This is a genomic window from Aeribacillus sp. FSL K6-2833 (assembly GCF_037965815.1).
Classification (GTDB): Bacteria; Bacillota; Bacilli; order Bacillales; family Aeribacillaceae; genus Aeribacillus; species Aeribacillus composti.
Genome location: NZ_CP150189.1, coordinates 737,673 through 758,300, shown reverse-complemented (window position 1 = coordinate 758,300; position 20,628 = coordinate 737,673). Strand labels below are relative to the sequence as shown.

At 39.2% G+C, this 20,628-nt stretch carries 18 protein-coding genes; 6 read left to right on the top strand and 12 right to left on the bottom strand.

The genetic code is table 11. From position 1 onward, the window contains the following. Window positions 1-71: 71 nt before the first annotated feature. Window positions 72-560 (top strand): DUF1648 domain-containing protein, encoded by a 489-nt coding sequence (locus NSQ94_RS03755; protein ID WP_339230172.1) that lies wholly within the window; start codon window positions 72-74, stop codon window positions 558-560. Window positions 561-601: 41 nt separating this feature from the next. Here the strand turns inward: NSQ94_RS03755 and NSQ94_RS03750 are convergent, their stop codons facing one another. From NSQ94_RS03750 to NSQ94_RS03710, 9 genes are all read right to left on the bottom strand, one after another. After that, window positions 602-676, bottom strand: coding sequence for a DinB family protein (locus tag NSQ94_RS03750; RefSeq protein WP_235600457.1), 75 nt, complete (start codon window positions 674-676; stop codon window positions 602-604). 408 nt (window positions 677-1,084) lie between these two features. After that, a complete protein-coding gene (locus NSQ94_RS03745; protein WP_063388360.1) occupies window positions 1,085-2,440 on the bottom strand; it encodes an aromatic acid/H+ symport family MFS transporter in 1,356 nt (451 codons plus the stop codon). Window positions 2,441-2,899: 459 nt separating this feature from the next. Continuing rightward, a complete protein-coding gene (locus NSQ94_RS03740) occupies window positions 2,900-4,615 on the bottom strand; it encodes a M56 family metallopeptidase (RefSeq protein WP_144598222.1) in 1,716 nt (571 codons plus the stop codon). A gap of 534 nt (window positions 4,616-5,149) precedes the next feature. Continuing rightward, window positions 5,150-5,476 carry a YnfA family protein gene (locus tag NSQ94_RS03735; RefSeq protein WP_044895977.1) on the bottom strand — a complete coding sequence of 109 codons (327 nt, stop codon included), beginning with the start codon at window positions 5,474-5,476 and terminating at the stop codon, window positions 5,150-5,152. Window positions 5,477-5,490: 14 nt separating this feature from the next. Then, a complete protein-coding gene (locus tag NSQ94_RS03730; RefSeq protein ID WP_066247358.1) occupies window positions 5,491-6,321 on the bottom strand; it encodes a DUF1835 domain-containing protein in 831 nt (276 codons plus the stop codon). 30 nt (window positions 6,322-6,351) lie between these two features. Beyond that, window positions 6,352-6,870 (bottom strand): general stress protein, encoded by a 519-nt coding sequence (locus NSQ94_RS03725; protein WP_144598223.1) that lies wholly within the window; start codon window positions 6,868-6,870, stop codon window positions 6,352-6,354. Window positions 6,871-7,855: 985 nt separating this feature from the next. After that, complete coding sequence (locus tag NSQ94_RS03720) at window positions 7,856-8,161, bottom strand: hypothetical protein (protein WP_327856734.1); 306 nt, start codon at window positions 8,159-8,161, stop codon at window positions 7,856-7,858. After that, window positions 8,065-8,739 carry a YegS/Rv2252/BmrU family lipid kinase gene (locus NSQ94_RS03715; RefSeq protein WP_327856733.1) on the bottom strand — a complete coding sequence of 225 codons (675 nt, stop codon included), beginning with the start codon at window positions 8,737-8,739 and terminating at the stop codon, window positions 8,065-8,067. Before NSQ94_RS03715 ends, NSQ94_RS03720 begins: the two co-directional genes overlap by 97 nt. Window positions 8,740-9,495: 756 nt before the next feature. Continuing rightward, a protein-coding gene (locus NSQ94_RS03710; protein WP_339192833.1) for an IS3 family transposase occupies window positions 9,496-10,658 on the bottom strand; the annotation gives its coding sequence in 2 pieces (ribosomal slippage) (window positions 9,496-10,403 and window positions 10,403-10,658; 1,164 coding nt in all). Between the two features lie 209 nt (window positions 10,659-10,867). Between NSQ94_RS03710 and NSQ94_RS03705 the strand changes: the two genes are divergently transcribed. Next, window positions 10,868-11,266, top strand: coding sequence for a hypothetical protein (locus NSQ94_RS03705; RefSeq protein WP_082830332.1), 399 nt, complete (start codon window positions 10,868-10,870; stop codon window positions 11,264-11,266). Window positions 11,267-11,871: 605 nt separating this feature from the next. Here the strand turns inward: NSQ94_RS03705 and NSQ94_RS03700 are convergent. After that, complete coding sequence (locus tag NSQ94_RS03700) at window positions 11,872-12,471, bottom strand: lysophospholipid acyltransferase family protein (protein WP_327848671.1); 600 nt, start codon at window positions 12,469-12,471, stop codon at window positions 11,872-11,874. A 180-nt stretch (window positions 12,472-12,651) separates the two neighbouring features. Here NSQ94_RS03700 and NSQ94_RS03695 point away from each other — a divergent pair, with 180 nt between their 5' ends. The 3 genes from NSQ94_RS03695 (at window position 12,652) to NSQ94_RS03685 (ending at window position 16,300) form a co-directional block, all read left to right on the top strand. Next, a complete protein-coding gene (locus NSQ94_RS03695; RefSeq protein WP_063388773.1) occupies window positions 12,652-13,833 on the top strand; it encodes an IS701 family transposase in 1,182 nt (393 codons plus the stop codon). Window positions 13,834-13,938: 105 nt separating this feature from the next. Then, window positions 13,939-15,165 carry a zinc-binding dehydrogenase gene (locus NSQ94_RS03690; RefSeq protein ID WP_327848672.1) on the top strand — a complete coding sequence of 409 codons (1,227 nt, stop codon included), beginning with the start codon at window positions 13,939-13,941 and terminating at the stop codon, window positions 15,163-15,165. A 43-nt stretch (window positions 15,166-15,208) separates the two neighbouring features. Next, window positions 15,209-16,300 (top strand): class II aldolase/adducin family protein, encoded by a 1,092-nt coding sequence (locus NSQ94_RS03685; RefSeq protein WP_327848673.1) that lies wholly within the window; start codon window positions 15,209-15,211, stop codon window positions 16,298-16,300. A 239-nt stretch (window positions 16,301-16,539) separates the two neighbouring features. Here NSQ94_RS03685 and NSQ94_RS03680 read toward each other — a convergent pair whose 3' ends face one another. Next, the gene (locus NSQ94_RS03680) at window positions 16,540-17,592 is read right to left on the bottom strand and encodes a 2,3-butanediol dehydrogenase (protein ID WP_339230166.1); all 1,053 of its coding nucleotides are present in this window, start codon (window positions 17,590-17,592) and stop codon (window positions 16,540-16,542) included. Between the two features lie 937 nt (window positions 17,593-18,529). Continuing rightward, window positions 18,530-18,697: a hypothetical protein gene (locus tag NSQ94_RS03675; RefSeq protein WP_339230164.1), complete on the bottom strand. Its 168-nt coding sequence runs from the start codon at window positions 18,695-18,697 to the stop codon at window positions 18,530-18,532. An 85-nt stretch (window positions 18,698-18,782) separates the two neighbouring features. Between NSQ94_RS03675 and NSQ94_RS03670 the strand changes: the two genes are divergently transcribed. Beyond that, a complete protein-coding gene (locus NSQ94_RS03670) occupies window positions 18,783-20,492 on the top strand; it encodes an NADPH-dependent assimilatory sulfite reductase hemoprotein subunit (RefSeq protein ID WP_339230162.1) in 1,710 nt (569 codons plus the stop codon). Window positions 20,493-20,628: the final 136 nt, after the last annotated feature.

Genomic DNA, 20,628 nt, shown 5'->3' with positions numbered 1-20,628 from the left:
CGATTAAATGAAACAAAACAAACGGTGAATACGTATGAAAACATCGATAATGGAAAACGGAGGTTTTCTCTGTGGAGAAAAAAAAGAAAATTGAAAATGTTCTTTTGACACTTTCAATTATTGGGCTTTCAGCAATGTTCATTTACGTCACTTTCATTTGGGAGCATTTGCCGGATACTATACCACGGCATTTCAATTTCAAAGGCGAACCGGATGGATTCGGCGGAAAAGGCTTCATTCTTGTTCTGCCTTTTACAGGACTAGGAATATTTATCTTGACAACATTATTGTCCCGCATTCCCGACGCATTTTATTATCAGTACAATGCTACAAAAGAACAAAAAAAGCTTCTTTATAATCAAGGAAGGATTTACATCCGTTTATTGCAAGCAGAAATAGTTTATTTCTTTTTATTCGGGGGCTGGCGAACTGCTCAAGTTGCACTCGGAAAAGCAGATGGTCTTGGAGTCTATCCGCTTTATATTTTCTTAATTGTCATATTAGGGACATCGATTTATTTTGCTTTCCGCACAAACAAAGTCCTGAAAGAAACGAGGTGACTCTGTTCGATAATCATCTGGTTCCTTTCATCAGCTGCGCATCACATAACGTGGAAGATCCGTATTTCCCGTACATAGACGAAAAGCTGCCCTTTATGGTGGATTTCATGAGCCATCGCAGTTTGAAATCATTGCAATCCAGACATTTTCGAATTAAAAATTTTGGAAAGATCGACTTGGCGCTAAAGATCCTCATTCATCACGGATTCTAACAGGCTTTTTGTACTTTCGATATATATTTCTGCCAGTTTTTTTAAGTCTTTTTCCATCTCTTTCAATTTTTCGCCAAATGCATCCGGATTTCACTGTTTTTGCAAATCGATAACATTTGAAACACAAGATCTTTCACAGGCATCGATGTCGGCGCAGGCTTATAGTTATAATGCTCTTGTTTCATTTTATCATCCGTTCTATGTCACATTTCGATGAGCCAAAAAGTACTGAACAAACCGATTCGTACGAATCATAGGTATCCCTTTATATAAGAATCCCGAAGAGACCATCTCCTCGGGATTTTACAAAAATTATTTTTCGACGGCTACATCTTCATTTATTAACTCAGATTGTTTTTTCTCTTTATAATAGACTGAATGCTGCTCTTGAATGAACAATACTGCTAAACCGCCAAGCACTGCTGCACTGGCAATAGCTGCAAAATTATATTGCGGCTGTAAATTTAATGAAAGTAAAATCCCGACAAATGTAGGGGCAACTATTCCGCCTAAACGACCGAATGCCATTGTACTTCCTACAGCTGTTGAACGCATATTAGTAGGATAATATTGAGAAACGAATGCGTTCGCCATATTTTGAACCCCGACGGATGCTGCACCAATAACAGAAATCAGGGCAAAAGCGATGAATGTACTGTTGGCAAAACCGATTAAAGATAGTGCAATGGCTCCACAGAAAAACAATGGAACAAGCACTTTTTTAAAGCCTAGCCGGTCAACTATAGGGCCGAAAACAACTGTTCCGACAATCGCTCCAATTTGCATGACAGCAGTAAATGCAAGGCTTGAGCTTAAATCATAGCCAACTTCCATCATAAGGCGCGGCAGCCATGTATTCATGGAATAAATCAATACAAATGCGCTAAAGCAGGAAATCCAGAACATAACGGTGCTGAATGCACGTTTTTCCTCAAACAAACTGACAATAGGCGATCCCGCTTCTTTCACTTTTTCCTTTTTTTCAAATTCCCCATCGCTGCTAATTCCCGGCTCAATTTTGGCAAGAATTTTTTTAGCTTCTTCTTCCTTTCCTTTTTCCAAAAGAAAGTCGATGGATTCTGGAACACTTTTCAACAAGAAAGGAATGAACAATAAAGGAATCCCGCCTACCCAATATACTGACTCCCATCCAACTGTAGGAAGGAGCTGCCTGCTTGTAAGCGCTGCTAGAATAGCTCCTGCAGAATAACCGCAAAAAATGAATGAAACAATTGCTGTGCGAACCCGTCGCGGTGAATATTCAGTTGCTATTGCAACGACATTAGGCATAACTCCGCCCAGACCAACACCTGCAATGACGCGAAAGATCGTAAATAAGACAGGATTTGCTGCAAAACCTGCGAGCAGCGTGAAAAAGCTAAACAAGAACGTAGTCAACAAAATAATATTTTTTCGCCCTATTTTATCCGATAGCAATCCAAACAAAACAGCACCGATTGCTGTTCCGACAACTGTATAGCTGCCAATAGCCCCGGCAGTGACATCCGAAATTCCCCATTCCTTAATAAGCAGCGGGACAGAAGCACCGTAAATGACAACATCAAATCCGTCAAACATAATAACGATAAATAACCAGAAAATCAGCCAAATATGGAATGAATGAATGCGGCTGTTGTCAATTACGTTCATTGGGTTAATCCGTTTCATATTATTATAGACCTCCTCATCAAAAATTTTTTGTATTTCACATTTTAAGTAAGCGTTTGCAATTTATCTGAAACACCTCTCTTTTACTTAATATTTTGAATTATCTTTAAGTTGATTGTAGCATCTCATTATCATAATTGTTATCTACTTATTGTAGAAAAAAACACATTCATTTTCCTAAATTATGTGGTCAAATCTGCAGAAAAGAAGATTGACAAATACTCTTCTATTTCTCACTCTGACTGCTAGCGACCAAATTGGTTTTCGTCTTTCATTACGATTTTCCCGGCATTTGGAAAAGGTAAAGACAAAAAGATTATGATCAACGGATACCCATAAAATACAAAAAGCCGGCACTCAAAATGCCGACTCAATATGAAAATTCGTCACATTTTCTCGTATGGGGGTTATGTTTCTATCGTTTAATTTTTAATAAGCATTTCAAACGATAAAAATGATTCACATGCTTTCCATTTTATTCTTTTTATCAGGAAGCGATTCGTAAAAACGCTCTTTCCACCACTTTCGTATTTTTTTCATGTTCCATTCCGTTCCAGTTTCCTTTAAAGATTGAATACGCCAATACATTGGCGGGTGGATCATAAATTGAAATTCTAGAAATCTGAAAAACCATGAATCCCGCTCGATCGAGGAATTTTTTTCTTCATTACTTAAATTGTAGCGTTGTGCTTTGTATGTCAACTCATCTTGTTTTACAGCTAAAGCAGTTAAACCGTCTGCCATTTGATCATTTCCGTTGTCAAGCCATATAGCCCCTAAATGATCTGCCCGCACTTCCATCCATTGCAAAAGAAGAGACTGGATAAGAGGAAAGAAGAAAATAAGAGCAAAAACAATGTAAAAAAGAAGAGACTCATTTCTTAATAGAAAAGAATGGTATAACCAGTAAATGAACAAAGCAATTACTAAAAGCGCAAGTATACGTATAATTTGACCGATCATGACATCCCGTTTTTTTACATGCACAGCTTCATGAGCAAAAACCGCTTCGATTGCTTCCAACGGAAGCTTTAACGTTTCCGACGTTAATACGATCATTGATCGACCGATGTTTGCCCCAGCTGCAAAACCGTTTAATTCATTCGCCTCTGCTTGAAAAACTTTCACATCAGAAATTCCAGCCCGACTTAGCACTTTGTCTGCAACAGCTAAAACATTTGGATCATCTATCTCTTTCACGTCTAATGCAATTTTTAATAATCGATCAGAAATGTAAAGATTAAATATCCAAAAAACAATGACCGCAATCGTGATCGCCCAAATAGGAACCTTTAGCAGTGATAAGATAACAGTCAATGTCGTGTAGGCGCCGACTCCTTTGACGGAAATGGCAAAGTACATTTTGCCGAGAAGTCTCTTTATATTTTTTTTATGATAAAATGGAAGCACTTCAACTTGTGCAATTTCCGACGGTAGTTCCTTTTCTTCCCGGCTTTCAATGGTCGCAAGCCAAGAAGTGTTTTTAGCATTAAAATAGACAGTTTCGCCTGAAAATACTAGCTTTAATGTATTTCCCATACTTGTCGTGAAATCTTCATTTGTTGAAAACATCGTAAATAATGGGAATAATTTAAGTACATCAACATTTGACTCGAGCTTTGCTTCCGAAAGTTCTGAAAGCGGATATCGTTTCGCTTTGATGTTCGATAATATGTAAATACAATTTGTTTCTTTACTGAAATACACTTCAAGGTTTCGATAAAGAACAGCTTTTTTTAACAATTGACAAATCATTACAGCATTCGTATATAACAAAATGAGAGACCAAACAGAATCGTATGAATTGAAAACAAAATATAAGACAGATAGACCAATGAATGTCATCGCAAATGCCGCATCAACCCAAACCCGACTCGAATGTTTATTGAGTTCAATCTTTTCAAATTCCACTCTGTTTGCTTCATTTTTTATTTTATCGTAACCCGATTCATGGGAAAACGTGATTAAACACATAAGAAAAGAGTATCCAAAGCTAGACATCGCTCTAATTGTAAAACCTAATTCATATGCTATAAATAAATAGACTGCAAGAACAGATAACAGTACGATTTCTATCACCAATAACGGAAAAAAGGATATCCGCTTTTTCAACCAAACATGCAAAAAACCAGCTAACACTCCTCCAAGCATAATCAATACCAACGCCCAGATCATGAGCACACCCCGTTTTTTTTATATTCCTTACATATGTATTAACGTTTTTTTTCTATAAAAGTTTCTAAAAAATTGAATTCCTCGCTTCACCAATTCAACAGCAGGGGCTTCCTAAGAACGCCAGCAATCTTTTTATATACTAAAAAAATTGCAATAGCTTGACATTAAGGAGATTTTCGTCCATTTTTTAAAGACTCGTTGGATTGGTCGGGAATGGGAGCGATCTGTTATTCAAATAAAACAAAAAAATCATTTTGATTGCACCTTCCGCCACGCTTGTTGCCATTATTCAGAGCCTGTAATATCTCTGAAGTGTAACGGCAAGCTGAAGCCTTTATTAAAAAATCGCACATTATCGGCATCACCGGAAAAAAGTCATTCAGCATAACGCTAAAACTGTCAATTAATTAGGATGCCATACTCCCTATACGGAATTTGTCTTGCTCATGCTCGATATGTTCCGAGAAAGCTTACTCACTCGCACATTATTTAATTGCAGCTATTCTATTAAAAATCCCTATCAGAATGGACAGTCTAATGTCTTGGACCCCAAAGCATGATTGAAACTCCAATTAAACAAATGCCTGCTCCGATCCAATCGTAAATATCAGGAGTTTTTTTATCAACCCACCATCCCCACAAAACAGAAAGAATAATAAACACGCCGCCATAAGCGGCATATACTCTACCGAATGTAGGAAAGTTTTGCAAAGTAGGGATCAGCCCATATAGAACCAAGATCATACTACCAATAACTCCGTACAAGTAGTGTTTTCCTTCACGTATCCATAGCCAGACTAAGTACCCTCCGCCAATTTCAGCTAAACCAGCAAGAATAAATAAAATAATGGCGTAAATCATATTTCACCACTTTCCTATCGCAATTTAACACTATAGAAGGCCATAGCTTCCAGACTGCCTTCCATTTCAAAAGCTCTCTTTTCAATCAGCTTTCTTAGCCGATATTCCAAGAATTCATCTCCTACATATTGGTCTAGATGCCCCAGTACTTCACCGATTAATCTAACTGATTTTATAAAATCCTTCGTCTTCATTTCATTATGCAGCTTTTTCGCTCTGTTTATTATGAAAAGATCATAATAATCTTCCGAAACGCTGTGTATCGTTCCGTTTTGCCAAATTCGCAATACTTCGCGAGTATTTGCAAGAGCGAGCCATTCCTTTTCAAAATTCTCTCTTTCATGCTGGGAAAGAGGCGGTTCATTTTTACTTTGTTCATATATGAATCGAAGCTTTTCAGGAGGAATTTCACCTGTATCCAAAACAGTATATTTTTCTTTTCGTTTCTTAAAAAGCTCGCCATATACCTTTGTCGTGTTGATGAGGAAGATGTCATTATTTTTATTCTTCAATAGATATAAAACAAATCGCAATCCGGTCTGTTCATGAGCGTTGTCAGAAATCCATATCATAATAGGTGATCCTTCTGGAATCGCTGTTATTTCATTGACTGTTTTTTGAAAGTTTTGTTCATACTCATGAAACTCATTGTATGCATCCGTCAAATTATTTTTTATCCAATGAAATCTCGCTTCTTTTCCAATGTCTTCATGCAGTCTCCAGATCGGACCTACCGAGAATGTTTCCCAAAAAGAAATGACGCGCTCTTTTTTCTCCACATCTAAATCCCTTAAGACCATTTTTAAACTCCCCGAAGGTGAAGCGCCAAGCAGAATATGTATCATTTATAATCTTCCTTCCGCTATCTTATTACTTTATCCTAATCTTTCAAAGTCTTTACGTAAACACGATTTTTTCAGCTTTTTCGACTTTAAGAGGTACTTCATATCAGAAAAATTGTCATATGAAAGCTGAATATGAAAATAGTTTATATACTCAAGTATGGCAAAAACATAAATAAATCCCGCTATGTACAATCCTGTTGCAGGTACCGACGGATACCATCTGACTAGATCGACAAAAAACATGAAAGGCGAAATGATGATAAACAGTGTATTCCATTTCTTTATATTTTTTAATCGATGGACGATATAAGCAGGAGTTATGGCAGTATTTTCTTTTTTTAATCGCTTCCATTTTGCAAACCAATACACACTACCCTGAAATAAGAGAAACTCTAACAGAAAAAACGAAATCCAAAAAGAGTACAGCGAATATAAATGCAAATGGGCAAAGACTTTATTCCAAATGAAACTAATGATAAAAAAAATGACTGCTGCCATTGCCTCCCCAGTATATAAATAGAAAAATCTCTTCTCCAATTTTCCCCTCAAGTGCATCACCTAGTTCCTTCGTCTCGGATGGCTGATTAATCGTTAAGGATGTAAATACGGTATAGCACCATTTTCATACGTCTCAGCTCTTGTTTTGTTTCACTAGATGCTGTATTCATTGATATTTAACGGAGAAACTTTATGTGCTTTTCGCACCGAACAATCCTAATTTTCCATTGCCAACATCTAGGACACAACTTGAATCGCAGTGTTTAAAAATTGACTAAGGTACTTTATTTTTTAATAAAAAATGGGTTAAAATTCTGAATTGATTCATTGCCCTTTTCCATGAAAATGTTTTATCATTTTTTTACTTTCTCCTATTTTTTGATTGAACGATCAAGAGCCTTCTCTTCAAACTATTTATTGGCAAATAATTTAAATTGCAACAATTTTACAATGAGAAGTGAGCAAAACATTATTTTGGATCCACGAACATATTCTCGTTCTAAATAAAGTTAGATTAAAAAAGAGACACAGATTAATATAGTAATAGACTAAAATCCATAAAAAATGCGTTATGAGTAAGCTGTAATCATCAAACAGTTCGTTAGCGAAATCAAATGTACAAACGCTCATGAACTCTGAGAAAAAATACAAACTTGTACGAAAAATATCAGAAACTCGCCACATCTTCCAAAGATTTTAATTTCCTGACTGTTTTTTTTGGCCTAAAACTAATATATCTGCAACGTTGAAAAGATTAAAATTTATTATATTTACAAACATTCAGTAAATAACTTTTGCATTTAAAGTCCAATAACGATTTTATAATTCCCCAATTTTCAAATTGATAATAAAGCTATCTTAAGAAAATCTTTTTATTGAGAGACATTTACATCCCTTATAAGTTAACAAGAAAAGACTTGGAATGCATGTGTATTAAATTGTTTTTCCATTTTATACTAATTATGATGAATGACTTCCTAAACAGAAATACCTAATTCGTGTTCTCACTAAGATCATTCATCTTTACAACCACTATTTAAATGATAAGCAACCCACCTCTTTGAATCGTCACACTCATCGGAGTTTTAGTGAGAATCTCGCCATCTCCTTGCACAATAACAGGTAATTCGGAGATAACTTCCACTTGTTTTCCTGTTATCATGGTTACACCAGGATGTAGTATATGTTTGCCTTTAAACGCCTTTGGAAAAGTGCGCAACAGCTCCCATTTATTCATGCCGTGTACTATACAAATGTCAAATAGTCCATCATTATAACAAGCATTTGGACATATTTTAATACCTCCGCATAGTTTGAGATATTGGCAATTGCAATTAACCATACATTACAAAAAACTAGTTTCTCCCCATCAACCATTAATTGAATGCTGACAGGACGATATTTTAATAAAACATGCAAGAAGCTAAGTCCATATGAAAGATTACCTAATCTAATAAAATTCAGCCAATTTTTATATTTCGAGCCATTGTTTATCTCGGCGACTTTACCGTCAAAACCGATCCCCATTACAGTAATGAAGTATTCGTTGCCAATTCTTCCAATATCAATTTTTCTTTGTTTTCCCATTAAAATACGTTTTAAAGCCTTTTTATAGTCCTTTGGTATATCAAGAGCCCTTGCAAAATCGTTTCCCGATCCTGCAGGAATAACACCCAAAGGTATATTCGAATTGATTAACCCGTTAGCAACATCATGGATTGTACCATCTCCTCCTACGGCTACAACAGCATAACATTTTTCAGAAGACAACTCCTTAGCAATTTCTGCTGCATGTTTTGGACGATTGGTAAAGCGCACTTGATAATTTATCTGTTTTTCTTGCAGCAACTTTTCAGTCTTTTTCCAAACTTTTAATCCTTTTCCGTTTCCTGAGATTTTATTGACGATAAAATAATACATACTAAAGATCTTTCCTTTATTAAAGATATGAAAGTTTTATATATTATGCCAAAACCGTTTTATTTGGCATGGTTTTATCATCTCCACATTCACTTCGTTTAGAGGTGGGTGTTTCTCGATGAAGCTTCTTGTACAGAAGAAGGTTGTCGGAAGTTTTCTAGATGGATTAGAAAGCAACAACTGCTTGTTTGCCGATTAAGCGGTTCAACCACTTTCCTGCTTGGTTACCAATCCGTTGATACATTCATCTCGTTTGCACATTCAAATGAAAGATGTTCCCATGCACTGTCTTGCCAAGTTTTTTGTAAATTCTCTATCTATTTTATTACAATTTTCTCCTATTTACAGGAATCTATTCACACAATTCCATTTATGCTGTCAATGTGAAAAATCCCCAATGACCGTCGGCTATCACTTGAAATACAAGGAATTGATCTTTGTTTTTTCTTAAGTTTACTGGCAATCCTTTAAAAAATTTTTTGATGAGTAACAAAAGACAAAAGAAAAAACTTCTTTACTATCTTTGCAGAAAAAATGAATGGATTTAAGTCAATATTTTGGACACCAATAAGTGAAATTTAATTTTGATCTCATGCCATATTTTTCATGACATCGCTGGTCGCTTGACATGGAGCCTCTGCGGGCGTGGTGTTATGCGAAGGGCGAAAGGGGCAATGATTTCTTTCGCATGGCAAACAAGCCTACCACGCCCCGCCACTCCATGTAAAGCGGATGCTTGTAAAATTGTGAAGAGCACTACGCTGCCCCTTTGATACTGTCTTCTGTTTCTTGTGGCGTCATATAGCCCAGGCAGCTATGAATCCGTTTCCGATTGTACCAGCCTTCTATAAATTCGAATAAGGCTCTTCTGGCAGCTTGAAAGTTCAAATAGTTGACTCTGTAGATCTCTTCCTTTTTCAGAATTGCATGGAAAGACTCAATGCAGGCGTTATCGTATGGGCAACCTTTTTTACTGAAGGAGTGTTTGAACTGCTTCTTTTCCATGTATTCTGCAAATTTCTCGCTTGTATACTGGGATCCCAAATCAGAATGCAAGATCAATCCCGGACCTGGACGTTGTGCCTGATAAGCGTTTTCTACTGCCTTTAAAGCCAGTTCAGTCGTCATGTGGCGGTCAAAAGCGTAACCGACAATCTTTCTGGAATGTAAATCCATTACGGAAGCCAGGTAGCACCAACCGTCTCTCAAAGTATGAATGTACGTAATATCCGTAACCCATTTCTCGTTGATGGTTGTCGTTGAGAAGTCCTGGTTCAGCAGGTTATCGTGTTCTTCCATCTTGCCCTTATTGGAATGGGGGCGGTACTTTTTTCTGATAATGGAATAAATGCCTGCAGCCTTCATCAAACGCTGAACCCGTTTCAGGCTGACTTTGAGCCCTTCTTTTTCAAGCATATGGTGGATCTTCGGTGCTCCGTATCTCTGCTTGCTTTCCGTATGGATTTTTCGTATTCTGTCTGTCAGCTCCCGGTTTTCCCGTTTTGTTTTTGACTCTGTTTTTTGTTTGGATTGATAGTAGGTACTTCTCGGCACGCCAAGGACCGTACACATGGTTTTAAGGTCATAATGGTGTTTGGCTCTTATCTCGTCAATCATGGATATAACAGTGGTTTGATCTACTTCTTTGCGAATATGGCCATAGCTTTTTTTAAGATTTCGTTTTCCTCTTTCAGCCGGTGCAATTCTTTTTGCAGGTTCAGAAATTCTTCCGGGGTAAAAGAGCCCCCGTCATCCAGCTTAACCGGTTTTTGTTTTCTGATCCATTTGTAGATTGTCGTTTCAGACAGGCCATATTCGCTGCAGATCTGTTTTACTGGTGTTCCAGTTTGATAAAGCTCAACCACCATTTCCTTAAATTCAGCATGATAACTTTTACGTTTTTCGCTTGTGTTACCCATATCAGGACACATCCCTTCGTTAATATTATATTTCACTAAAGGGTGTCCATGAAACTATACTAGCATCAGAATGAGACATAGATTGAAGGAGTTGTCTTATGTTGCAAAAGGGATGATTGCTTGACATATCCAATAAAATGTTATTTTTTGTAGCAAAGAAAAATTAGGTGAATACAATATAGTCGAATTTCAGGAAAGGAGAAATCAATATGCAATATGATTATAACTTGAACTATGCTTATAACCTAGATCAACAAGTTCCATATGCGAATCCTCAGGAGCCGTATGAAGAAAATATGCATTATCGGGATCATTATGATCACCATGTGAGCAAGCATGATTTTTGCAAAAGACATAAGCATTATTACGTCTTGCTGGAAATGGACGATGGAAAAATGTATGATGGCATTATTGATAAAGCCGATAATGATCATGCCTATTTATTAGTACCTATTGGCGACCAACGAGAAGAAGATAACGAAGAAGAAAGACAATTTGGCTTTGGTGGATTCGGAGGGTTTGGGCATTTCCCATTTCGTTTTCGGAGATTTAGGAGATTCCGATTCCCGTTTTCAAGGATTCGTCGTTTTTCATTTCCGTTTTCTTAAGTTAATACATTTATGCGGTCGACAGCTTCCTTATGGAGTTGCCCGTTTTTTGCTTGAAAATTTGCTCCGCTTATATTGAAGCTATACTATTGTACACCCCTTGATTTAATTTCCTGCTACCACATATAATTTCCATTTATCCATCCGTTAAGTGTTTTGCGGCTTGTTCCAAAGCAACAATTTTTATTCTGATCTGCCGCCTTTTGTTTGGATTTACGCTTAACAGGATTAAGCGGTGGAAATAGAGTACTGATTTGCTTCAAGTACTGATCGGAGAGTGTTTTTTGCACTAATAATGGCTTGGCATTCTATTTTTATTAGTACAAAAAAATTTTGATGTTATCGTTATCATCAATATTTGCTAACTAAATGTCGTTTACGTCCTTTACGGTACCGTCAAGAATTTTGTGTGTAATGCAAGATAGATAGGGCAGTCTCCTGTTTGGAAAGGAAGAATCCCTTTTCCCCTTTTTTAAAATATAATAATATGGTTAAATGTAGCCATTTACAAACACATTCGCTGAGTTTCGCTGGTAGCTTCTATGCCGTTCCTCCTGTTAGATTTCGAGGAAATTTTTGATTTCTTCCTGCTAAATCAGTTCTAGCTATGGGAGACTAACCTTTTTTGATTGCTGCAGCACCATCATAAGTTTCATAACAGCCTCAGCAAATGCAGTATAAATGGAACTTTCAAGTTTATCTAAATACATCATTGGCCCAACAACAACTTTTTTTACTGGCTTTCGAATCCACTTTTTCGCATCTAGACAAATAATCGCAACCGGAAGAACAGGCGCTCCTGTTTTTAACCCGAAAAAGCTACCCCTTTTTTTCGGATTGACACTTTCCCCGTTTTTACATCTTTTACCTTTAGGGAGAATTCCAAACACTTCCCCATTTTCAATCACCTTTAAGGAACGTCGGACTGGACGAATGACCATTCCACTTTGGCGATCAACAGGAATAGCATGAAGTTTTTGAAAAAGCCAATTGGTCATACGTCTCTGATACAGTTCCTTTTTCGCTAAAAAATGAATTTTTCGGTTAAAGATACTGAAAAGAATAACAGGATCATAATTGCTTGTATGGCTTGCTGCCACAATGACTGGACCAGTTTTAGGAAAATTTTCTATACCAATGACTTCAATTCGAAAAATGAAACATAAGATTATTTTGGAAAACCATCTCATACTTGTATAGAACATACTTCTTCACCGATACCTTATAAGAAAAACGTTGTTTAATGTATATTTTTCACTCTAATTACTGTAGATGAGCAAATTCACTAACATAAATTTACATCCGAACAAAAAAGGAGACATGAACCCGATTCCTTGATTAGAATAGATGTGTCACCAAACCATTCTCAAGGAGGTTCATGTCTCATGAATAGACTACCACATCACCAAGGAATCGACAAGTTTTTCGCAATGTTGGGGCTGGCCCTTTATTTCTCTAAGCCGGTCATGAAGCATCTCGTTCATATTATCGATGCGCTGACAACGAAAGGATTTGTGGGAACCTTGACCGATCTGCATCATGAGAGCTTTCATCCCAACCATCGAACGACACTGAGCCATTTTTTCACGAAAAGCCCTTGGGATGAAGAAATCTTGCTTCGCAAACTCCAGCAGTGGATGCTTCGTCATGTGGAACGAACGGCCAAGCGAAAGAATCACCCCATTTTTGTTTCGATCGATGATACGATCTGCCGAAAAACGAAGCCTTCGTCACAGGCGAAACACGCTATTGAAGGGTGTAATTGGCATTATTCTCACGCGGACAAAAAGTCGATTTGGGGACACTCTCTCGTCTGGCTCATGGTTCATACGATGACGCAAGCCTTTCCCTTTGCGTTTCGCCTCTACGACAAGGCGGATGGGAAAAGCAAGGGTCAATGGGCCATCGAGATGCTTTCTTCTTTGGATGTGCACGGTTCTGTTTATGTGCTGATGGATTCTTGGTACCCATCGAAAACACTCGTGGAAGCCTGCCTGAAAAAAGGATTCCACGTCATTGCGATGCTCAAGACGAATCGGGTTCTTTATCCAAAAGGCATCGCCATCCAAGCCAAACAGTTTGCCCGCTATATCGAACCGAACGACACCCATCTCGTCACGGTGGGAGAAGAGCGTTATCGCGTGTATCGCTACGAGGGAGCGCTGAAAGGTCTCGATGATGCCGTTGTGTTGTTGGCTTGGAAAGCCGATCAGCCGATGACACCTGAACATCTTCACTGCGTCTTGAGCACCGACCGGGAGCTAAGCGATGAAGAGATCTTGCGCTACTATGCCCAGCGTTGGTCGATCGAATGCTTTTTTCGACAAGCGAAAGACCAGCTGAAGCTCGATGGGTACCGCGTTCGTCAACGTCGGGCGGTGAAACGGTATTGGATCTTGGTGCAACTCGCTTATGTGTACAGTATGGTCGAATCCAACAGCGATTTCTCTACCGGGCTTGACTTCCTTCGAAAGAAGAAAGGACATAGCCTCGTGGAGTTTATTTACGATGCAGCGAAACAAGATATTCCCATTGATGTCGTTAAAAAACAGCTTCATGTGGCATAAGGGGTACTCCGTTTGTCTCTTTTTACATGGTAATTATTGTAATGAAAATTACTCAACTACAGTCTAATTAATAAAAATATTCCATATAAGGGAGGTGATGCAAAAATGAATTCCATTCAATTTGAATACAGCATGCCTCGGTATGTCTTAAGCAAAATAATGGGTAAAGTTTCAAAATCTTTTTATTGGAACTCCAAATTATCCTGCCTTCGATTACGCCGTGTAGAAGTCCCGAAACTTCCAAACGATGAATGGGTGAAAGTAAAGGTAAAATACGGAGGAATCTGTGGAAGCGACTTAAATCTTGTTCTTTTAAAGGACAGTCCAACTACTTCTCCGTTTGCGTCTTTTCCATTTACGATTGGACATGAAGTGGTAGGAACGATTGAAGAAGTTGGTTCAAAAGTGGTAAACATTCAAGTGGGTGACCGGGTAGTCATTGACCCAATATTATCATGTATAACAAGAGGAATTGCAGACCCTTGCCCTAATTGCCGGCGGGGTGATTATAATCTTTGCAATTTTATGACCGAAGGAGAAATTTCACCAGGGATGTTAATAGGCACTTGCCGTGACAGCGGTGGAAGCTGGGGATCTTATCTTGTTGCCCATAAAAGTCAAGTTTTGAAGCTTCCTGATAATGTAAATGATTTTAATGGTGTGTTGGTAGAGCCTTTTAGCTGTGCCCTGCATGCGGTTTTGCGAAATCGTCCGAAAAAGGATGATACGGTACTTGTCATTGGAGCCGGTACAATAGGGATTTGCGTTGTCGCCGCGATGAGAGCGCTTGAAATTCCCTGCCGAATTGTCATTTTGGCAAAACACGCCTTTCAAGCACAGCTTGCTTCCCGCTATGGTGCAGATGAAATCATTTATCTTACAAAAAATAAAAATTATATTTACGAAACGGCCAAATCTCTTTATGCAAGCGTGTTAGAGCCGATCTTTGGCGATCCCGTTGTACAAGGTGGAGCCGACCTTATTTTTGAATGCGTCGGCAATAAGCAAAGCATAAATGATGCGCTCCGTTTTGCTAGACATGGAGGAAAAATCGTTCTATTAGGTTTAGCAGGAATCATTGACGGTGTCGATTGCACAACCGTTTGGCTTAATGAGCTGGATATTAAAGGAAGCTTTGCATACAGTACCGATGAATATCAAGAAAAGAAGATGCGAACGTTACAAATTGCCATTGAATTAATGCGCAATGGAAAGGTGGATTTATCGCCATTGGTAACACATCGTTTTCCTCTGGAAAATTACCGTGATGCCTTGAGCACTGTTATTAACAAAAGGAAAGGTTCCATCATTAAGGTAGTTTTAGAACCTTAAATTCTATTTTTCATACAAAAACACTAGTTTGGAGGGAAACAGCGTGAAAACCTTTACAATGAATGGAAACAAGCAAACTCCCTTTTTAAATTGGCTTGCGGAAGGAATAAAAAAGGAGTTTATATCAAGAGGCTATATGTTTTATCACATTCCTGAAGAAAATATAAAACTTGTGTTTCATTTTATTGATTCTGAAAAACCACGACCCTACCGAAGAAAGGCCCAAGCAACGTTTGTCGTTTCTGTTATGGAAACATCGGAAAAATCCGAAAACATACACAAATCAGCCTATCCGTATTTAATCAGGTCTTTAGCAAATCATTTAATGTATATCTTACATAACGATAATGAAACAACAGATATTTATTTTCTTACACCTGAACAAGGTTTTTATAAATTGGAGTATAGAAAAGGAGAAGAAGCAACATTTTTTAAACAAATTTTTGAAAGATTGGAACCGCTCGCAGCTTCGCAGTTAGTCATTGACAATAATTTTTATGATGATCTTCCGGAAGAGATGTGGAACGGAGATGAGATTACGAGATCATTAAGCGAATCCGGAAAAAAGCTTGACCGCATGAATTTACTTCCCGCCCCATTTCCATTGGAGGAATATCTTACACCTCGTGATCTCCGTCATCTAAAAAAACTTTACGGATTAGGAGGTCTAAGCTATGGAAACCTCAGTGCCAGACGGGACAGTGAAAGCTTTTGGATGAGTGCAAGCGGAATTAACAAAGCAAATATGAAAACAGTTGGTGAAGATTTTCTCTTAATAAGTGGATACGATCCTGATAAAAATGCCATGAAAGTAAGCGTTCCTCCGAATATAACACCAAAAAGGGCATCTGTCGACGCTATTGAGCACTGGATGATTTATAAAGAGCACCCGGAGGTAGGAGCAATTGTACATGTTCATGCTTGGATGGACGGCATAAAGGCTACAGAGATTAACTATCCTTGTGGAACAATTGAACTTGCAAAAACAGTGGCTGAACTTGTCCGAGCTTCAAAAGAGCCTTCTAAAGCTATTATTGGTCTTAAAAACCATGGACTAACCATAACTGGCGCTGATTTAGATGACATCTTTGAACGTATCGAAGGCAAAATTATCCCCCAAGTACCGATGTCTTAACGTATTTACATGTTTTTGAACCAACGGAATTTTTATGGAATGATAAAGGCTCATGAAAAAATTTGGATAGAGAGAGGGGATTTAACCTTACTTATTTGTTTGTATGTATTTTCAAGCATCGGCAAATCCCCTGCAACTTTCTCCCTGCTTGCCAAACGGTGCACGCGTTTTTCGCATTGCATCCATCTATTGAAGCTTCAGCTTGTCCGCACCGTTTTCTCCCTACTCTGTTTAAATGTTTATTCTGGTTTTACCAAAATTTTCACTTGGTCTTTTTCTTTTATCAGCGTTTCAAATCCTTCTGCTACAATATCATCTAGCTTAATTCGTTTCGTAACGAGTTTTTCTGCTTGGAAGTAGCCTCGTTTCATTAATTCCATTACAGCAGGGAAGATATCGCGGTATGCAATAATTCCTTTTACGTTTCTTTCTTTTAATACGATATTATTTGGCTGAATGCCCGCTTCTTTTTCCCATATGCTAACGATGACTGTTTCTCCTTCAAATGCAGTGCTGTCAATAGCTTGTTGTAAAACAGCCGGTATTCCCGTTACTTCAAATGCAACGTCGACTCCGCCATCGGTTAATTCATGAAGCTTTTGAACCGGATCTTCCTCTATTGGATTGATGACAGATGTAGCACCGAGTTCTTTCGCTTTTTGCAAACGTTCTTTGGAAACTTCTACTGCATAAATTTCTGAAGTGCCAGCTGCTTTTAATGCTTCAATCACAAGAAGACCTATAGGACCTGTTCCAAACACAGCGGCTTTATCACCAGGTTTGATTTTGCTTAATCTAACAGCATGCAAGGCTACAGCCGCAGGCTCCACCAATGCTCCTTGTTCATAAGAAAGACCTTCAGGCATTTTATGCACCATATGCTCATCAACGACAGTATACTCAGAGAATCCGCCGCCGCCACCGGATAAACCGTGGAATCCTAAAGATTCGCAAAGATTGTACTTACCTTTTTTACAAGCTGGACATTCCCCACAGCGAAGAATAGGTTCTACAACGACAGGATCCCCAACCTTTACTTTCGTAACGCCTTCTCCAACTTCAACTACTTGACCAGAAAATTCGTGGCCCATGATAATTGGCGCCACATCTTTACTGACAGGATGAGGCTCTTGAACAGGAACAAAAATTGGACCTGCCGCATATTCGTGTAAATCGCTTCCGCAAATTCCTGCCCATTCTACTTTAATTTTTACTTTTCCTTTCCCTGCTTTCGGTTCTTCTACTTCCTCTACTCGAATGTCTCTAGCGTTGTGCCATCTTGCTGCTTTCATTTCATTTCCCCTCCCAATTTTATAATCGCTTTCATTGTATCATTTTTTAGTCCTATTTTTATCATATCGAAAAAATTCGAAATTATTTTATAAAAGAAATTGCTTATTTTGTGATTGGCTCTTTTTCAAACCATGATATGTACAAGCTTCATGGAACAGGAGCATATTTGTCATGCGGCAATTACCATGATCATGAGGTCAGCTTAAGCCTTAAATTACAAAAATATCTCATTATAAAAATCAGCCCTCTTCTTTCAAATGTTCTATTTGCCAAATGCCTCTTTACCTGAATTTAGTGACTATTTGATCAATCATATAGTTTTCTGCCAGCTGTCTGCAGCATGCACACACTGTTATGAGGGCAAGCACATTTTTCACAGGTTTTAGGGTTTGCAAATTCCCTTCCTTACCGGATCATGCCGATTGAAAAAGGAAATCCTCATTTCCCTGACCACATATCAAAAGCCCTAAGTTTTTCCAAATACCACCTCCTGATAGAACTAAAGTTCTATGAATCTATTTTCATTTTATTACAATACAGGAAGGTATTTCAAGAATACCATGATAAAAAAACCTGATTTCTCCCCCCTTCATTACATTTAAAGGTGCGGGGTGAATCGGCAGAAATGAAATGCTAGTTTAAGAATGCATAAAAGAGATTGGATAATGCGCGACCTTGATTAATATTATACATATCAAAATCACTTAAAGAGAAAAAAACATGTACACTCTTAAACAGTCAAAAATGTACATGTTTATGGTTCTTACTCAATCTTGGTGATGGGAAGGGGGTTAATGGGGAAAATGAGTGTACAAATATGTATTTTTAGCTCTGCGTTATCGAACGTAGGAACCATGTTTATCCTGCTGACTTTTACAGCAAAAAAAGAAATTCCATTCGTTTATTTTTTTTGCGTGTTAATTAAATCTGTATCCTCTAGAACGATTTTTTCCCTGATCCTGCAAACGCAGATTTCACAAATCCTGAATCTGATCCGCACACATTTCCCAGCATGGAGACGCCTCCTTTCTTGATGACTGCTCCTAACAGCTTACCATATAGATCGGCTGAAAAATATAACAAGTTTTGTAGTGGATGGGTCAAATTGACGTCCTTTTGGATGGTGTGTTTTCGTCTTTTTCTTTATATCATAGTAAACAAATCAGAATTCAGGGAGGAGTGATTGTATTTGTCTACTCAAAACAAAAAAGAATCAAAAATCGAAGTGATTAAGCGACAAAGCCGCTATTTACGAGGGACAATCAAGGAAGCTCTTCAAGATGGCAAACCGATGTTTTCGGAAGAAAATGTACAGGTATTGAAGTTTCACGGTGTTTACCAGCAGGACGACCGGGATTTGCGGCACAAGCTTTTGAAAGAAGGCAAAGAGAAGCATTACTCGATGATGGTGCGTGCCCGAATACCAGGTGGGGTGTTGAATCCGGATCAATATTTGGTGTTCGATCGCTTAGCCGATGAATATTCGGAATACGGGACGCTGCGCATTACGACGCGTCAAACCATCCAACTTCACGGCATACTGAAAGGGAACTTGAAGGCTACCATAAAAAGGCTGAACGAATCACTAATCACAACACTTGGCGCCTGCGGCGATTCGGGGCGGAACATCATCTGTTGCGCAAAGCCAGGCGATGAGCCGTTCCGCGCCGAGATGCGGGAAGATCTGCTTGCACTGACTGATCGGCTGAGTCCTAAGACAAATGCGTATCACGAAATCTGGCTTGACGGCGAACCGGTTCAGCTTTCTGATGGAGAGACTGAGGAGCCGCTGTACGGTGATGTATACCTCCCGCGTAAGTTCAAGGTTGCGATGGTACCGGAAGGAGATAACTGCATCGATGTGTACGACAATGACATCGGACTTGTGGCACATATCGAGAACGGACACGTTGCTGGCTATACTGTGCTGGTAGGCGGCGGTATGGGACGAACGGCGGTCGTTCAGGCAACTTATCCGAGGCTAGCGAGTCCGCTTTGCTATGTGCCCAGGAAGGATGTCGTAGACACAATCCTTGATACTTGCGTAGCCATTGTGACCATCGAACGGGACTTCGGAGATCGCTCAAACCGCCGTTTTGCCCGCATGAAATATTTAATCGACCGGCGAGGACTGGATTGGTTCCGGCAAGAGGTTGAGACAAGGCTTGGGCGTACTTTAGAGCCACCGAGAAAGCTGGAATGGCACAACGGGCACGACCATCTCGGCTGGCACCGTGAGCGTGACGGGATAAGCTACCTTGGCCTGTTCGTTCCATATGGTCGTATTAAAGATACTGAAACCATGAAATTGAAATCGGCACTTCAAAACATTGTGCGCGAATTTCGTCCGACCGTTCGCCTCACCACGCAGCAAAATGTGATCCTGAGCGGCATTCCAGACGAATTTCGACCGGCGATTGAAGAGCGATTGCGCTCTGTGGGAGTGCCGCTTCCACATGAGCTATCAACAGTCCGAAAAAATACAATGGCATGTGTAGCCCTGCCGACCTGCGGACTTGCGCTGGCCGAGTCGGAGCGGGCTCTGCCCGATCTGTTGCCACAGTTTGAGCAGCTGTTTCATGAGCTTGGCCTCTCGGACGAGACCATCACCGTCCGCATGACTGGATGCTCAAACGGCTGTGCGCGCCCGTACAACGCCAACATCGCTTTTATCGGCCGTGCACCTGGCAAGTATGATATTTTTTTAGGCGGAAATTCACTCGGCACAGCACTAAACGAACGATTCACGGAAACTGTACCGTTCGATCAACTGGTCGACACCGTCCGACCTGTACTCGAGACGTTCGTTCGCGAGCGTGAGCCTGGTGAGGATTTCGGCAGCTTTTGCCGCCGCGTCGGCTTGAATCGGTTCCGCAATGTCAAGACCGAGCAGTCATAAACTTTTATAAGAACAGACAAGTTGTGACGATATTTACCGGGTCTGATCCGGGAAAGCATTCCCCCGGATGCAAGTGATCCGTCACAATGACAGCCGTACCTGCGCTAAGCAGTTTGTGTATTAGCTTTCAAGTTTT